Origin of the sequence: Lactobacillus sp. wkB8, assembly GCF_000761135.1 — a bacterium.
GTDB lineage: Bacteria > Bacillota > Bacilli > Lactobacillales > Lactobacillaceae > Lactobacillus > Lactobacillus helsingborgensis.
The window spans coordinates 554839-570028 of the sequence record NZ_CP009531.1; the positions used below are offsets into that span (position 1 = coordinate 554839).

The 15190-nt window shown below is 29.7% G+C and carries 15 protein-coding genes; 12 read left to right on the plus strand and 3 right to left on the minus strand.

Annotated elements, in window-relative coordinates; genetic code table 11:
* Positions 1–80: 80 nt before the first annotated feature.
* The 5 genes from rlmD to LACWKB8_RS02795 all read left to right on the plus strand — a co-directional run bounded on the left by rlmD (position 81) and on the right by LACWKB8_RS02795 (position 6382).
* The gene (rlmD, locus tag LACWKB8_RS02775) at positions 81–1433 is read left to right on the plus strand and encodes a 23S rRNA (uracil(1939)-C(5))-methyltransferase RlmD (RefSeq protein WP_038521690.1); all 1353 of its coding nucleotides are present in this window, start codon (positions 81–83) and stop codon (positions 1431–1433) included.
* A gap of 325 nt (positions 1434–1758) precedes the next feature.
* Entirely contained in the window at positions 1759–2835 is a 1077-nt protein-coding gene (locus LACWKB8_RS02780) for a DNA adenine methylase (RefSeq protein WP_082229321.1), read from the plus strand.
* A 1-nt stretch (position 2836) separates the two neighbouring features.
* Positions 2837–3736: a Dam family site-specific DNA-(adenine-N6)-methyltransferase gene (locus LACWKB8_RS02785; protein WP_052059641.1), complete on the plus strand. Its 900-nt coding sequence runs from the start codon at positions 2837–2839 to the stop codon at positions 3734–3736.
* Positions 3720–5918 (plus strand): AlwI family type II restriction endonuclease, encoded by a 2199-nt coding sequence (locus LACWKB8_RS02790; RefSeq protein WP_038521696.1) that lies wholly within the window; start codon positions 3720–3722, stop codon positions 5916–5918. Before LACWKB8_RS02785 ends, LACWKB8_RS02790 begins: the two co-directional genes overlap by 17 nt.
* 98 nt (positions 5919–6016) lie before the next feature.
* Complete coding sequence (locus LACWKB8_RS02795) at positions 6017–6382, plus strand: TIGR02328 family protein (protein WP_038521699.1); 366 nt, start codon at positions 6017–6019, stop codon at positions 6380–6382.
* 62 nt (positions 6383–6444) lie between these two features.
* On the opposite strand, the gene LACWKB8_RS02800 is transcribed toward LACWKB8_RS02795, so the two are convergent.
* Positions 6445–7098 carry a DUF3021 domain-containing protein gene (locus LACWKB8_RS02800; RefSeq protein ID WP_371211451.1) on the minus strand — a complete coding sequence of 218 codons (654 nt, stop codon included), beginning with the start codon at positions 7096–7098 and terminating at the stop codon, positions 6445–6447.
* 367 nt (positions 7099–7465) lie between these two features.
* On the opposite strand from LACWKB8_RS02800, the gene LACWKB8_RS02805 reads away from it, so the two are divergent.
* The 4 genes from LACWKB8_RS02805 (at position 7466) to LACWKB8_RS02815 (ending at position 10565) form a co-directional block, all read left to right on the plus strand.
* On the plus strand, positions 7466–8296 hold the full coding sequence (locus LACWKB8_RS02805; protein ID WP_038521702.1) for a hypothetical protein: 831 nt from the start codon (positions 7466–7468) through the stop codon (positions 8294–8296).
* Positions 8297–8330: 34 nt separating this feature from the next.
* Positions 8331–9041 carry a hypothetical protein gene (locus LACWKB8_RS02810; protein WP_166484939.1) on the plus strand — a complete coding sequence of 237 codons (711 nt, stop codon included), beginning with the start codon at positions 8331–8333 and terminating at the stop codon, positions 9039–9041.
* 512 nt (positions 9042–9553) lie between these two features.
* Positions 9554–9805 (plus strand): protein NO VEIN domain-containing protein, encoded by a 252-nt coding sequence (locus tag LACWKB8_RS09390; protein ID WP_371211454.1) that lies wholly within the window; start codon positions 9554–9556, stop codon positions 9803–9805.
* Positions 9806–10037: 232 nt separating this feature from the next.
* Positions 10038–10565 carry a hypothetical protein gene (locus LACWKB8_RS02815; RefSeq protein WP_038521707.1) on the plus strand — a complete coding sequence of 176 codons (528 nt, stop codon included), beginning with the start codon at positions 10038–10040 and terminating at the stop codon, positions 10563–10565.
* Between the two features lie 115 nt (positions 10566–10680).
* Here LACWKB8_RS02815 and LACWKB8_RS02820 read toward each other — a convergent pair whose 3' ends face one another.
* Positions 10681–11139: a DUF3021 domain-containing protein gene (locus tag LACWKB8_RS02820; protein ID WP_242491935.1), complete on the minus strand. Its 459-nt coding sequence runs from the start codon at positions 11137–11139 to the stop codon at positions 10681–10683.
* Entirely contained in the window at positions 11136–11570 is a 435-nt protein-coding gene (locus LACWKB8_RS02825; RefSeq protein WP_038521710.1) for a LytTR family DNA-binding domain-containing protein, read from the minus strand. Before LACWKB8_RS02825 ends, LACWKB8_RS02820 begins: the two co-directional genes overlap by 4 nt.
* 208 nt (positions 11571–11778) lie before the next feature.
* On the opposite strand from LACWKB8_RS02825, the gene LACWKB8_RS02830 reads away from it, so the two are divergent.
* The 3 genes from LACWKB8_RS02830 (at position 11779) to LACWKB8_RS09115 (ending at position 15188) form a co-directional block, all read left to right on the plus strand.
* Complete coding sequence (locus LACWKB8_RS02830) at positions 11779–12321, plus strand: hypothetical protein (protein ID WP_242491936.1); 543 nt, start codon at positions 11779–11781, stop codon at positions 12319–12321.
* Between the two features lie 146 nt (positions 12322–12467).
* On the plus strand, positions 12468–14045 hold the full coding sequence (locus LACWKB8_RS02835; RefSeq protein ID WP_038521715.1) for a type I restriction-modification system subunit M: 1578 nt from the start codon (positions 12468–12470) through the stop codon (positions 14043–14045).
* A gap of 15 nt (positions 14046–14060) precedes the next feature.
* On the plus strand, positions 14061–15188 hold the full coding sequence (locus LACWKB8_RS09115) for a restriction endonuclease subunit S (RefSeq protein WP_082229324.1): 1128 nt from the start codon (positions 14061–14063) through the stop codon (positions 15186–15188).
* Positions 15189–15190: the final 2 nt, after the last annotated feature.

Consider the following 15190-nt stretch of genomic DNA (forward strand, 5'->3'; position numbering starts at 1 on the left):
GAAATCGACTTGTGCATTACTTTTGCTAGGATTTTTAGTAAAATAGAGATATTAATTATGTTTGTAAAAAAGGACAAGATATGGAAAAAAATCAAATTATTAAGTTAGAAATTACCGATTTATCTTATGAGGCAATGGGTGTGGCTCATTATGAAGGGATGACGGTATTTGTCAACAATGCTTTACCGGGAGAAACGGTAGAAGCCAAGATCTTAAAAGTCAAAAAGAGTTTTGCTTTTGCTAAAATCGAGCAAATCATTAAGGAAAGTCCTGACCGGGTTAATATTAAGCTCAACCAGTGGGTTCAAACTGGCTTGGCATCTTTAGCACACGTTAAATACGATAAGCAGCTGGAATTTAAACGTAATCAAGTAGTAAATTTACTGCAAAAAGCACATTTAGATGATGTAAAAGTGGGCGATACCTTGCCTAGTCCAGAACAAACTGGCTACCGTAACAAGGCACAAGTGCCTGTTCGTGAAGTTAAGGGCCAGCTTGAAATTGGCTTTTTCAGAAAACACTCACATGATTTAGTGCCACTGACCAATTTCTTTACGACTGATCCTGAAATTGACCGCGTTTTAGTTGCAGTTAGGGATGTATTGCGTCAGTACCGCGTACCTGCATACGATGAAATTCATAATCAGGGTGAGGTGCGGTATTTAGATGTCCGTCGAAGTAAGGCTACCGGTGAAATCATGGTCATCTTGGTTTGCCTGCACAAGGATTTTCCGCAATTAACTAAAGTGGCTGAGGCAATTAAGCAAATTGAAGGCGTAACTAGTTTGGTCTTGAACTATAACCCGAAGAAGACCAACGTTATCTTAGGTAAAGTTGATTACTTAATCTTCGGTAAGCCACAAATTACAGATCAAATTGGTGATGTGAAGTTTAAGATTTCCCCTGAAAGTTTCTTTCAAATTAATTCATTGCAAACACCCCGCTTATATGATTTAGCTATTAAAAAAGCTGATTTACAGCCTGATGATATTGTGATTGATGCTTATTCCGGTATTGGAACTATTGGTTTAAGCGTTGCCAAGCACGTTAAATCTGTCCGTGGAATTGAAAGTGTGTCTGACGCGGTGAAAGATGCCAATAATAATGCTAAGTTGAATGGTATCAGTAATGCCAAATATGTGACTGGTAAGGCTGAAGAAGTGCTGCCAAGATGGGCTGCTAAGGGGATGAAAGCTGATGTCATCTTTGTCGACCCACCCCGCAAAGGATTAACGCCAGAATTTATTGAAGCAGCAGTAAAAACTAGTCCAAAGAAGATTGTTTATATCTCATGCAATCCCGCAACCATGATTCGTGACCTGCAGGAATTTATGAATGAAGGTTACACCTTTAATCAAATCGATCCTGTTGACATGTTTCCGCAAACACCGCATGTTGAGGCGGTCACGGTGCTGGAACGGACAGGTAAATAAAAACTAAAGTATTGAATTAATATGTTAAAAACTATAAAAATTACAACATTGCTTAGTTTGAAAATAATTATAAAATTTGAAATTGTTTTGAATTTTTTTAAATATAATCTGCGATAGAATTATGAAACTTGAAAGCTATAAATAGTTTTTTGAAAAAATAAGTAGATTTTTTATAATATGGTTATAGCGTTACCGGATTAATAAGAGTTGATAAATTAAAACGGTAGAATTATTTTATTAGATATAAAATAGAAGTGAGGCATAGTTGGTGTCAATAAATAAGTTTCAAAAACAAAGAGATAGTTCAAGACAAAGGTGTATTCCTATGACTAAACGAGAAGAAGAGAACTTCTTTTGGAAAAACTATAAAATTAATGACTTAAAATTAAAGAAAAAAAATGAATTCGAAATTCAAAATCGTCGATATCTTGGTTCGAAAGAAAAATTATTATCTTTTATCAATAGAGTTGTATCTAACAACACAAAAGGAATCAAATCTGTTGCTGATATTTTTGGTGGAACAGGCGTTGTTGCTGATATGTTTGCTAGTGAAGGTAAACATGTTATTATCAATGATATCCTACATTCAAATTATTTGATTTATCAAACATTTTTTGGTAATGAACAAATTAACCTGAATCATATAAAAAGTGCTCTTGAAAAGATGAATTCTATTCGGGGCTATGGAGATGGGTACCTAGAAAAAACTTATGGTGGTAAATATTTTAGTATAGGTAATGCTGACAAAATTGGTAGTGCGCGTCAGTGGGTTGAAGATCATAAAAATGTATTTAGTAAAAGAGAATATGCTGCTCTTATTACGTCAATAATTTATGGTAGTGATAAAGTAGCTAATACAGTTGGTCACTATGATTCGTATCGTAAAAAAATGGATTCTTTTGATAAGGTTTCATTTAAAATGCCACTAATTAATCATTCCAACAGTCAAATTTTTAAAGAGGATGCTAATAAGTTAGTTCGTCATATATATGCTGATTTGATTTACATTGATACTCCATATAATTCACGACAATATGTGGATACATATCACGTTCTAGAAAACATTGCAGATTGGAAAAAACCCGAAGTAGTTGGTGTTGCTAGAAAGAGTATTGATCGTAATGATCGTAAAAGTAAGTATAATTTAGTTAGTGCACCTCAAGCTTTTGACGATTTAATTCGTCATATTAATGCGAAGTATGTATTAGTTTCTTTTAATAATATGGATCAGAAAGGTTCAGGAAGATCAAATGCAAAAATATCTCATAGTGAGATTATTAATTCACTGAGTAAACGTGGGGAAATTAGAATATTTACTCAAAATTTTAAACCATTTTCTTCTGGCAAGTCTAATATAAAAAATCACCAGGAATTATTATATTTGTTACAGGTGGAAAAGTAATATGATTAAATCATTTCTTAATTATACTGGTGGAAAATATCGTATTATGAATCAGCTAATACCATTGTTTCCGACTCAATGTGACACAATGGTTGATTTATTTGGTGGAAGTGGTGTTGTTACACTTAATTATCATAGCGCTGATCGGTATATTTTTAATGATAATAACAAGCAATTAGTAGATCTTATTCGTTTTATCGATAATAATTCAGCAATATTTATTGAAGAATCAATTGATAAGATTATCAGACATTATGACTTATCTAATACAATGGCTTTTGGATATGAATTCTACAAAACTTCTTCCTCAAAAGGTCTTGCCGCAATTAATAAGTCTGGTTATATGAGATTACGGACTGACTATAATAATAGTTCACAATATTCATGTCTAAGACCTTTATATTTATATGCTTTAATTATTTTTGGTTTTAATAATCAAATTCGGTTTAATAAAAATGGTTTTTTTAATAATCCTGTGGGCAAACGTGATTTTAATGTCAATATGAGAAAAAAACTTCATGATTTTACTTACTTTTGGAAAAAAATTTCACCATATGTGATATCTAAAGATTTTCGTGACATTGAAGTTACTAAAGGAGATTTTGTATATGCTGATCCTCCATATTCGATAGCAACAGCGACTTATAATGAAACAGATGGTTGGAGTGCCAAGGATGATCAAGATCTTTTTCATTATTTAGACAAAGTTGACAAAAAAGGTGCTAAATTCGCTCTTAGCAATGTTATTGAGCATAAAGGCAAACAAAATATTAAATTGCTAAATTGGGGAAATAATTATAATATTAATAGAGTTACAAATTCATTTAAATATTCAAATTATCATACAAAACGGTCTTCTAGTCAGGAGGTATTAATTACAAACTATGAAACTTCAATCTGACAACAAAATTTTCAACTTATATGATACAAATGGACGGAGAAGAGATGTTTTAAATGCTTATAAGATTTATTTACGCATTATCAAAGATCTTAAAATTAATTCACATAATCCCTGGGCGGCTTATCCAAATTCATTAAATCAATATAGATTTTACAAACGAGCGGTTAATGATTCTGTCGGTACATTTAAAGACCATCCTCAATTTGATCATTTTGAAGACTATTTAACAAAAAATCCAGATTTTAACAAAAAATTCCATTCATTAGATTCCTCATTAGATTTTACTAAAAAAGTTTATAAGAATAAAAAGGGTAAGGAATATACGTTAGGAACCATTCTTGATAACGGAATTGAATCACGTGCAAGACACTATACTAATTCATTAAGTAATATGGGTTTTGTCGATAATAATCGTGAATTAACACCTGCTGGAAAAGCTTTACTTACTCCCTCAGAATTTGACTTAGACTTACTTGAAAAATCATTAAATTTAGCTCCAGATAATATAATTATATTACGTCAAATTCTCAAAGTGAGAATTTATAATAAAGATGGTAGTTTTTATTATTCTCCAGGTAAATTTGCCTTGTATTTAATATTAAAAAAGTTTAACGACGATGATATTTACAAAGTTTCGAATTTTATGAAGCTAATTCAATTGGTTTCTCCAACTAGAAAATATACTATTGATAAAATTGAAAATTACTTGAAAAATCATAGATTTAATGATTTATTATTTTGCCTTATTAGGGAAAAAAATATTGATAAGAGTGGGGCTGAATGTATTAAAAGTTTAGGTGATAAAAAAATTCCTAAAAAAGATTTCGAAAATATTTTTACTAATCGGAAATCGTCATCAACTACTGACATATATTTTTCTTTTTACAAAATTCTTTGCGACTTTATAGAAAGTGGCAAATGCCAAAAAAATTATTGTAATCTTAAACGGTTATTTTCAAATTCGAAAAGTAAAGATGCTCTAAAAAAAGCTTTTGGTTATGGTAAATCAATTTTTAAACTCCAGTCTAAAACATTACTTAAAGATTTTTTGAATAATAATCATGATCATGAATTGCTCACTTGCGATAGTTTTTATAAATTAAATCAGGTATTTTATAAACGCTTTATTGTATCGAAAACAAAGGATCGGTTAAAAGAAAATACAAGTGAAACTAAGTATTTGCTTGAAGCTACAGGATTATTTAAAACGAAATCAGGTCCTATTTCTATTAGAAATCAGGATTTTTTTGAAAATGAAGAGATTATTAACAATCTGCGAGACGATATTTTAAATTCTGAATATTTTCAAAATTATGAGTCTGGTGTATCGAGTCCTTTTGGAGAATTAAATTCATTAACTGAAATATTAAAAATAAACGAAAACGATGTTAAAAAACAAATCGAGTCTGTTGTTAAAAAATATAACCTACATGATGCAGACTCTCTTGATAAATATCTTGAGAAAAAGAAGGACAAGGAATTTAATTGTTTTGTTAAGAAAACTTTTCCAAAAGAAAAGGTATTCAATCTACTCAATATGTTTAAAGACAGAAATAATGATGAAAAAATTAGAAAGAGAGTGACCAATCAAGCTGATATCCCAACTATTTTTGAATATATTTCTGGTCTTGCTTGGTATTATCTTTCAGATAAACAGTATAGCTTAATGGATTCATTTCGATTAACACTTGATGCTAATTTTTTACCTTTAACACATGCGGGTGGTGGAGATGGTGATATTATTATCAACTATAAAGATTATATAATAATGATAGAAGCCACATTGATGAATAAGCAAGCACAGAAGCGTGGCGAATGGGAGCCAGTTTTAAGACATTCAGCAAATCTTTCCATTGATTCTGATAAACCATCGACAACTTTATTCCTAGCAGATGATCTTGATAGCAACACGATTAATATTTGGAGAGCTGTTGCAACCATTCCATTAGAATCATCAAATCATGCAGGAAAATTTACAAATTCTGTTGTTAAAATTATGCCTTTAAAAATTGATGATTTTATTACATTTAGTAAGGACCTCAATTTTACCTCAAAAAAATTAATCCAGGCAATAGATGATTCATACACTTCATTAAAAAATAAATCTTTTGATACTAAATGGCGCGAAGAAATTATTGAAAATTCGTGTAAGATAAATCAAAATGCAAAGCGTAAAGCATAAGTTAATTTAGCAAAGATGTTTTATAGTCTTATTTCATATACGTGACTCTATTATTTATCTAAGTAGCTTAAGTTATTAATTTTTGAGTACAAAATATCATGAGATTATGGCATCAAGACTTAATTTGGCGATTGCCTAGGCAACAGTTATTAGGGCAACATCGAGAAATTGCGGCTTTGCGCGGAAGTGTCTGGGACAAACCACATTCTACTGTTAACTATGTTTTTCAGTATTCACCATATAAATTGTATCAATTTCATTTGTTAGTATTAGCTGAAATGCAACGGCGCCATTATCATCCAGATGTTAAATGGTTTGATTCTTATTATAGAGGACAATATTGTCCTAAGTATGAAAGTTTACCAGCTATTCCGTGGACTGATCCAATTTATCTAGAACATGATGATGCATATTTAAAAAATTGTTTGGATAATTTGCATCAAAAAGGAATAGATTTATATTAAGTTTAGTTTGCTAAAAAGCAGAAGATTAACATTGAATGATGATCTTTTCCTAAATCTCTTTTTTAAGAAACACAAGTAAAAAAGTTGAGCACTTTGATAAGAATGCTCAACTTTTTTGCCATGGTAATTAGATTACTTTTTTTGTTTTTATAATTAATACTTGCAATCTCCTTTGCAATTTTATGGTAATTATAATACCAGCAAATTAAGTAGATGATGAAGAAAATCACAGTAAATTTTGTAAAGTTGATCAAATTTAACGAAACCCAACCAGCTAAAAGGGCCAAAAAAACAAACCCAAAATAGTAGGCAAAGAAATTTATAACCGTCTTCTTTAGTAATGACCAGTGGTTAATAGTGAAGATAAAACTGCCAAAACCGAAAAATATTCCAGTAACCGCCCAAAGAATAATTGAGACGCTAAAAGCATTGAGCAAATTACTAAATTTTGTCGTAAAAGATGGACTGGATGGAATATAAACTGGACTATGCGATGCATAACTGCAAAAGATAGAAATCATTAAGCCAATGAAGATTCCCCTAACGGCAAAATTAAACAAATAATTGATAAATCTCTTTGTGTTTTTCATATTTCTAACCTTTCTCGCGAATTGAGGTTTCATTATTTTATAAAAAATTAGTTTAAGTATCACAAAATATTTATCTGGTAAACATAATAATAAAATAAGGCACTCCGAAGTGAGAAAAGTCATCATTGGTTGGCTTGCACGAAATTAAATTTAGATATCAAATTAATTAACACTGATTTGCATTCAATAATGAACTATGTCAATGATTTGCAGATTACATTATTTTTAAGGTTTTTTAATACTTAATAGACAGATAGCTAATAAAAAGCCGAAGTGTATATCTGTCTTTAAACCATAGATGGAGCTTGACACGTGGAAAACTAAGATCAAAACAATATTGTTTACTTCAGAATAAGATATCTATCAGACTAAAAATTTTATTCTAAATTTTTCAAAAAATATAATTGCTCCTTGATTTTTAAAATAATTTTTTTTATAGTTATATATAATGAGTATACATATTTTAAGTGATCGTTAAGAAAGTGTTATATTTATGAATTATGAAATGAATCTTGCTAATTTTAATTTGACTTTTGGTAGTGAAAAGCAACCAATGTTAGATTATTTTGACGATTTGGTTTACACCGCTTTTATTAAAAGCACAAAATATAAATCGTATATATACAAAAAAAATAGAATTAGCTATCAGTTCACAAACATTAAAAAAGAACAAACAGAATTTGGAGCCTTTTTAACTGGTTTTTTATATCGCACCTCATCTGAAAGACATTTGCTTGATAATTGGGGTTGGTCTATGTTTTGCATACGACTTAAAGATCATAAATTAGCATATATAAAAAATAATTGGCAAAGTCCGTCATTAAAGATATTTAATTCTGCCACAAATCATATCTTACGGGTATATAAAAATAATGTTAATAAGTACAAAAGATTGAATTTTGAACTAAATATAATTGGACTTCCAGATTATAAGGCTTTAGAAGGTAAAATAAGAAATGCAAAGAAAGTTAATGAAATTACTTTAAGCTTTTTTTATTTGAATGGCGAAGATAATCCGTTTTTAGGCAATATAGATAGTTCGCTTGGAAAAAAAATTCAGAGTACGATTAAAAAGTCTGAAGCAGAACAGTTTAATTTAAATGTTAAGAATCCAAATAAACCAGATGTATTTTTTAATTCTTTCAAATCTTTAAAGTGTAAAGCTGGTATAGCAATTAATTATATATCTTCTTTTGGAAATAAAAAAATAGTTAAAAATAATGATGTATTGGAAAAACTACCGTTAAAACATTTAATTTTATCACCATATAGGTATAATAATAATTTATTTAATGAAATTAATGAAAAATTAAAAAATATTTAGGAAATAATTGTAACTAATTATGGAGAAAAAAGGTTTGACAAATAATAATAGTTCCACTAATCTTTTTATTCGCAGTTTTCTGAGTCTATTTAATATTAAAAAATTTAAAATAACTGATTTATTAAAGTTTGTATTCTTTTTTGCTTTTTCTCTCTTCATTACGTATTGTATTTATTCTTCAAATGAAAAAGTTGAATTAATAATAAAAACCATTTCTTTTATTAATAGAGTAGAATTAGTATTTTGGACTATTAGTTTTACGGGATACTCAATATTTTGTGGCTTTTTAAAAAAATATAACATAAAAGTTCTTTTAACATATGGACCAAGTGATAAATCAAATAGTCCATTGAGCAAAAACTATGAAAACATTAATAAAATATTGGATAATTTACATTATACGGTAATTAATTATACTATTAATATATTTATTAACTATATTCTTTATCTTATTTTTACGACAGCGCCTTTAAATAAATTAAAAGTATTATTGAGTTTAACTAATACTAACTGTGTTTCTTTTCTATTTTGGATTTTTATATTAAATTATTTGTTTATTTCTGATCTTATTTTATATGATATAAAATATTTTTTGTTTAACTTATTCACTATGAACAAAATTAATATTGAAAACTTAGAAGTGGAAATTCTGAACGATGAAAACAAATCTAAATTCCATGAAAAAAAAAATAGTTTTTATAAAATGCTTATTAAGATATTTAAAAAAAATAAACATAAACTATGAAAATAGTTGACTTTTACTTCAAATATTTTTTAAGTTTTAAGTTCTATTTTAGTTCTTTGATTTTGCTATTGAAGTCATCTTCATTAGCTACTTTTTATCACTTCAAATATTTTATAATCTTTGACATTGAATAGTCATCAGAAAACGATATTTTTGATTTGGATCAGGCGTTGCTTTCTTTAATTCATACCCAGAATTAATTAGTTTATTGTATCTGCATTTAATTTATTAAATAACGTATGTGACTATTTTTATTTACTATTAAGTATACAAAAGCATCATAATAATGTAACAAGTTACCAAGAAAGGTTTTAAACTTGGGTATTTCTGAAGTAAACATTAGGATCGGAGTTTTATTGTTGCTGAATAAATATAATGCTTTGAATACGAGTGAAATCCAAAGTTGCTAAATACAGTTATTCTATTTGATAGAGGTGATAGAATAAAAAGTAAGACGAGAAATAAGATGTTAATTTTACAAAGAATTTGCACCACAAGATATTAAAAGAATAATTGATCTCTGTCAGGAACAAGGTGATAGGGCAGGATATGATATCTTTTCTTTTGAAGGATTCGGTTCCAGTAGATGTATCGAAGTAAAAACAACAAATAATTGTTCAGATTCCCCTTTTTATATGTCACAAAATAAGAAACTATATTTTGATATCTATAAAAATGATAATAATTTGTTTTTTTATCGTGTGTATGACTTTGATATAATCAAAAAAGGAAAAAATTATACCCGTTGCGGATCTGGTAAATAATCGTTTAATTCCATTTATTATGAAGTATCAATTAAAATTTAATTAAAGACATTTTACCTTAACACAAAAAAATATTTGAAGGTCTAGTTATGTCTGATAATAACTCCAAAGGTGTTTTTTATGAACACCTTTTTAATTTTGGCTTTAATTAAGATGTTAAAGAATATATAATTAATAACTGTAAAAATATGCTTATTTTTAATATACTGTGTACCGGAAAGAAGTAGTTACCATGAGAATACCTATTTTTTTAAGTAAACCGAGTCCAATTTGTAAAGAACAAGAATGTTTTATAGATTGCCTAATTGAATTTTTGAAAAGTGAAGGATTGGAACCAAGAACTTTAGGTGTAACTGATTATGATACAAATGCACCATTAAAAGGAATCAGGCGGATTATGATGGAATCAAATGGCTTGTTAGCTATTGCACTTAAAAAAACTCATATTGAAACTGGGTGCCAATACAAGGAAGGATGTTGGGATTGTGTAGAAGATAAATGGTTGACTAGTCCATATTGTCAGATTGAACCAGCTATGGCTTTTCAATTAGGCTTGCCTGTTTTAATACTGAGAGATAAATCTGTAATTGCAGATGGTATTTTGGAAAAGGGAGCTCTAGGGAGCTTTATGTCAGTTTTTGATATGAAAGATGGTTGTGACTATTTTTGCTCTGATGAATTTTTGGAATTACTGAGAGAATGGGAAGCTGATGTAAGGGCTGTGGCTAAAAATAAAGGTAATCCTCCTAGATTGTATTAAATAATAATAGGATAATGTCTCCAAGAAAAAAAGCTGTGTAATCAATAGGTTACGCAGCTTATTTTATAATTATGATTAAAAAAATTAATAGTCTCGCTATTAGATCTTCTCAAAACTATTTCTTTTTTATTTTATTGTTGATCTCTCTAATTTCTCTTATAACTCGGTAAGATCTGATAATCCATACTGTGACGTAAATTAAGATGAAGAGTCCAGTAAAAATCATAAAGTTAACGATATTTGCTGGAAACCAACCTGCTAAAAATGCAAGCGGAGTAAACCCGATGTAGTAAATGATAAAACTAACGATTGTCCTCTTTAATATGGACCATTGTCTAATAGCAAAGACAAAGCTACCAAAGCCGAATACTAATCCCATTAAGGCCCATAAAATTACTGAGACGGTCATAGCGTTTAAAGGAGTAGCAAATTTTGCAGAAAAACTGGGATCTGAAGGATAATATGTTGAGCTTTTATTGGAAAAATTGTAAAAAAGTGAAACAATCATTCCAAATAGGGTTCCTTCAGCTGAAAACCTAAATATATAGTTGATGAATTTTTTTATATTTTTCATATTCCTAACCTCTCTTTCAGCTTCTTAATATTTCTTCTTGATATTTGTACGCGATGCTTATTAGTCAGAACAACATCGATTAACCCATTATTAAGTAATTCAAGGTGATCGATGTGCTGATAATTAAATATAGCGCTGCGTGAAGCTTCAATAAAATAGTTCGGTAGATCTGCTTTCAAATTAGATAAACGATCATTATATGTAAGCTGCTGCTTTTCTGTATAAACATTAATATCTCTATTAGCAACTTCAAGTGAATAAATGTCTTCAAATTGAATTGGATAAATTTGAGATTGATAATGGCACCATAATGAATTTTCAGACTGTGTTAATTTTTGCAAAAGTTCATTAATTGCTGGTGTCATTTTTTTGATCCATAATTCACCTTGCTCTTCACTAATATTAGGATCGATGTGACAATTAATTTTCATTCCTGGCTCTCCTTTCTGTTAATAAGTATAGTAGATGAATTTTACTTTTATCATGCGATACTGCAAATGGTTGATTATATGTCATTAATGGTTACAAAATCTATCTTTCTGGCTAAAATTTAGCTCTTTTAATAAAAAGAGAATTTGAGTGCATGAATATACTAAAGTATAATTTAAAAGAAAAGATATTTTACTAAAAAGGATGAAGATGATGAAAGAAATTGATGAATTAAGATTAGATTGTGCTCTTAAGCAAAAACGAGGACTGCATATAATATTGGCTTCAATTATTATTTGGCTAGCCATTGCAATTATTCACATTTCGTCTATTCCAATATTGACAAAAAATCTTTTTACTTTTATTTGCGCTGCAGTTTTACTGCCATTATCTTATTTTGTTTCTAAGCTAATTAATGTTGATTTTCAAAATAAAGGTAATCCACTAACAGAACTAGGAATACTGTTTTCTGTTAACCAAGCACTGTATTTGCTAATTGCGATGTGGATTTATCCAACTATACCAGAAAAAATGCTTATGATATTAACGATTATTTTTGGAGCACATTTACTGCCATATAGTTGGCTTTATAAGTCTCGGGTTTATTTTACTTTGGCGATTTTAATACCCTTTTTAGCCTTAATCGTTGGACTAAACTTTGAGCCAGCAATTTTGGCTTTGACAATGATCGGAATTGAAATAGTCTTTTCTTTGGCTTTAGTTTGGGAAAATAAGGAAATTACTAAGAATTAAGCTTATAAAAATTTACCTAATTGATATATCCAAAATGGTACAATTATGTAGTAACTGATAAGTTAATTAAAATATTATTCAAAACTAAGTTCATTCATAAAAAGACCAAGGACTAAAAATCAAAATAGTTAAAGTGGGGAATAAAAGTGTCAAATACAACTACAAGTTTACAGCAAGGACTGTTCAGTGCGGCGGACTCATTACGATCGAAGATGGATGCAAGTCAATATAAAAATTATTTATTAGGCACTGTCTTTTATAAATATTTATCTGATCACATGCTTTACAACGTTTTGGAATTATTATCTGATGAACCTGATGGAACACTAGATGAAGCTCAAAAAATTTATGAAGATAATGCCGATGATGCAGAACTAGTTAATGAGTTGCGGGTATCATTGGGTTATGTAATTGAACCTGAATACACATACAATAGTATATTAAAAGCGGTCAACAATCATACTTTTCAGGTCAAGCAATTAGGTGATGCTTTTAATAAACTTGAAAGCTCTGATCAAGACTTTGAAGGGTTATTTGATGATTATGATTTATATTCCAAAAGTTTGGGAGGCACAGCGCAAAAAAGAACAGATACTATAGCTGGAGTTATTCAAGCAATTGGCAAAATAGAATTAGTTAAAACTTCAGGTGATAGTCTGGGAGATGCTTATGAATACTTAATTAGTCAGTTTGCTTCAGAATCTGGCAAAAAAGCGGGTGAATTTTATACACCTCAACAAGTTTCTGAGCTGCTAACGCGCTTAACATTAGTGGGTAAAGATTATTCTGCCGGAATGACAGTTTATGATCCTGCTATGGGATCTGGGTCCTTGCTCTTAAACTTTAAAAAATATGGTTCAGCTCACGATCGAGTTACTTATTATGGGCAAGAAATTAATACTTCTACATATAACTTGGCCAAAATGAACTTGATTTTGCACAATATTGACCAAGCAAACAGGCATTTGCGTAATGGTGATACTCTGGATGAAGATTGGCCAGCAGAGGAAGCCAATAACTTTGACGCGGTTGTTATGAATCCACCATATTCATTAAAATGGTCAGCAAACAAAGGATTTTTAGATGATCCTCGTTTCTCTCCTTATGGTGTTTTGCCACCTAAGTCCAAGGCTGATTATGCCTTCTTGCTTCATGGCTATTACCACTTAAAGCATAGTGGTGTAATGTCCATTGTTTTGCCTCATGGCGTTCTTTTCCGAGGCGGTGCTGAAGGTAAAATCAGACAAAAGCTACTTGAAAATGGTGCGATTGATGCAATTATCGGTCTGCCAGCAAATCTGTTTTATAGTACTGGTATTCCAACAGTGATTGTCGTACTTAAAAAAGATAAGCAAAACCGTGATGTCATGTTTATTGATGCTTCTAAAGGCTTTGAAAAGGTTAAAACGCAAAATAGATTACGTGAAGATGATATAAACCGGATATTAACTACTTATACTGCACGTCAAGATGTTGAAAAATATGCTCATTTGGCAAAATTTGATGAGATTAAAGAAAATGATTTTAATCTAAATATTCCCCGTTATGTTGATACTTTTGAAGAAGAGCCACCGGTTGATGTGCAAAAACTAATTGCAGATATGACTAACATTACAAAAGAAGAAAAAGAAACAACTGCTGAAATTAGGCATTTTTTGGATGAATTGGTTGGTACTGATTCAGATGCTAAAAAAATGTTAGATCAATTAAAGGATATTCTTTAGTAAGGTTTGAAAAAAATGAATAAACATAAAGCTATGCCAAATATAAGATTCAAAGGTTTTGAAGATGAATGGAAAGAAAAAAAATTTAGCACTTTAGTTAATCGTAAATCTCATATAACGAGTGATTCTTCATTACTTTCAGTAGAGTATGAAAATATAAGTCCAGATAATCATGAAATCCATAAAAATTTTAATAACAAAAAAGGAATTTTTTTCCAAAAAGGAGATATCCTTTTTGGAAAGTTGAGACCATATTTAAAAAAGTATGTTTTGGCATTCTACGAGGGAAAAGCTGTAGGAGATTTTTGGGTTTTGTCTCCCAAAAAGGATATTTATAGTCGGTTTGCTTTTTATTTAATTCAAACTCATAAATTTTATATGGTATCTAATTTATCTAGTGGAACAAAAATGCCAAGATCTGATTGGAATTTGGTGAGTAATTCTTTTTTTTATGTATGTAACATAGAAGAGCAGCAAAAAATTGGTGACTTTTTTAGTAGGTTAGATAAGCTACTTGATTTGCAGCAGCAAAAGATTGACAAGTTGGAGTTGCTAAAAAAAGCTTTGTTACAAAAACTTTTTCCTAAGCATGATGCCAAAATACCTGAATTTCGATTCAAGGGTTTTGAAGGAGATTGGAGAAGCTGTGATTTAGGCAAAATTGCAAAATTATATCAGCCAAAAACAATAACCCAAAAGCAAATGACAAGTGAAGGATATCCGGTATTTGGAGCCAATGGATTTATAGGATTTTATGGGAAGAAAAATCATTCCACAGATCAAGTAACAATTTCTGCAAGGGGTGAGAATGCGGGAGTAACAAGTTATGTATTTGCACCAGTTTGGATAACTGGGAATTCAATGGTTATTAATGTAGATAAAAATGCAGATATTGACAAGCATTTTCTATTTTTTGATTTATCTTTAATAAATTTAAAGAAGTTTGTAACTGGAGGGGCTCAACCACAACTAACTGGTGAAACTTTAAGAAGGGTTAAAATAATTGTTACAAAGATAAAAGAACAACAAAAAATCGGCAACCTCCTATCTAAAGTTGACCAATTAATCGAATTAGAAAATAAAAAATTACAAGATTTTCAACAAGTTAAAAAGTGTCTTTTACAAAATATGTTTGTTGAATAGTT

What these genes read in the sequence shown, in the direction of transcription:
- rlmD (WP_038521690.1), top strand. Translation starts at nt 81, where the DNA reads ATGGAAAAAAATCAAATTATTAAGTTAGAAATTACCGATTTATCTTAT.
- LACWKB8_RS02780 (WP_082229321.1), top strand. Translation starts at nt 1,759, where the DNA reads ATGACTAAACGAGAAGAAGAGAACTTCTTTTGGAAAAACTATAAAATT.
- LACWKB8_RS02785 (WP_052059641.1), top strand. Translation starts at nt 2,837, where the DNA reads ATGATTAAATCATTTCTTAATTATACTGGTGGAAAATATCGTATTATG.
- LACWKB8_RS02790 (WP_038521696.1), top strand. Translation starts at nt 3,720, where the DNA reads ATGAAACTTCAATCTGACAACAAAATTTTCAACTTATATGATACAAAT.
- LACWKB8_RS02795 (WP_038521699.1), top strand. Translation starts at nt 6,017, where the DNA reads ATGAGATTATGGCATCAAGACTTAATTTGGCGATTGCCTAGGCAACAG.
- LACWKB8_RS02800 (WP_371211451.1), bottom strand. Translation starts at nt 7,098, where the DNA reads ATGATGACTTTTCTCACTTCGGAGTGCCTTATTTTATTATTATGTTTA.
- LACWKB8_RS02805 (WP_038521702.1), top strand. Translation starts at nt 7,466, where the DNA reads ATGAATTATGAAATGAATCTTGCTAATTTTAATTTGACTTTTGGTAGT.
- LACWKB8_RS02815 (WP_038521707.1), top strand. Translation starts at nt 10,038, where the DNA reads ATGAGAATACCTATTTTTTTAAGTAAACCGAGTCCAATTTGTAAAGAA.
- LACWKB8_RS02820 (WP_242491935.1), bottom strand. Translation starts at nt 11,139, where the DNA reads ATGAAAAATATAAAAAAATTCATCAACTATATATTTAGGTTTTCAGCT.
- LACWKB8_RS02825 (WP_038521710.1), bottom strand. Translation starts at nt 11,570, where the DNA reads ATGAAAATTAATTGTCACATCGATCCTAATATTAGTGAAGAGCAAGGT.
- LACWKB8_RS02830 (WP_242491936.1), top strand. Translation starts at nt 11,779, where the DNA reads ATGATGAAAGAAATTGATGAATTAAGATTAGATTGTGCTCTTAAGCAA.
- LACWKB8_RS09115 (WP_082229324.1), top strand. Translation starts at nt 14,061, where the DNA reads ATGAATAAACATAAAGCTATGCCAAATATAAGATTCAAAGGTTTTGAA.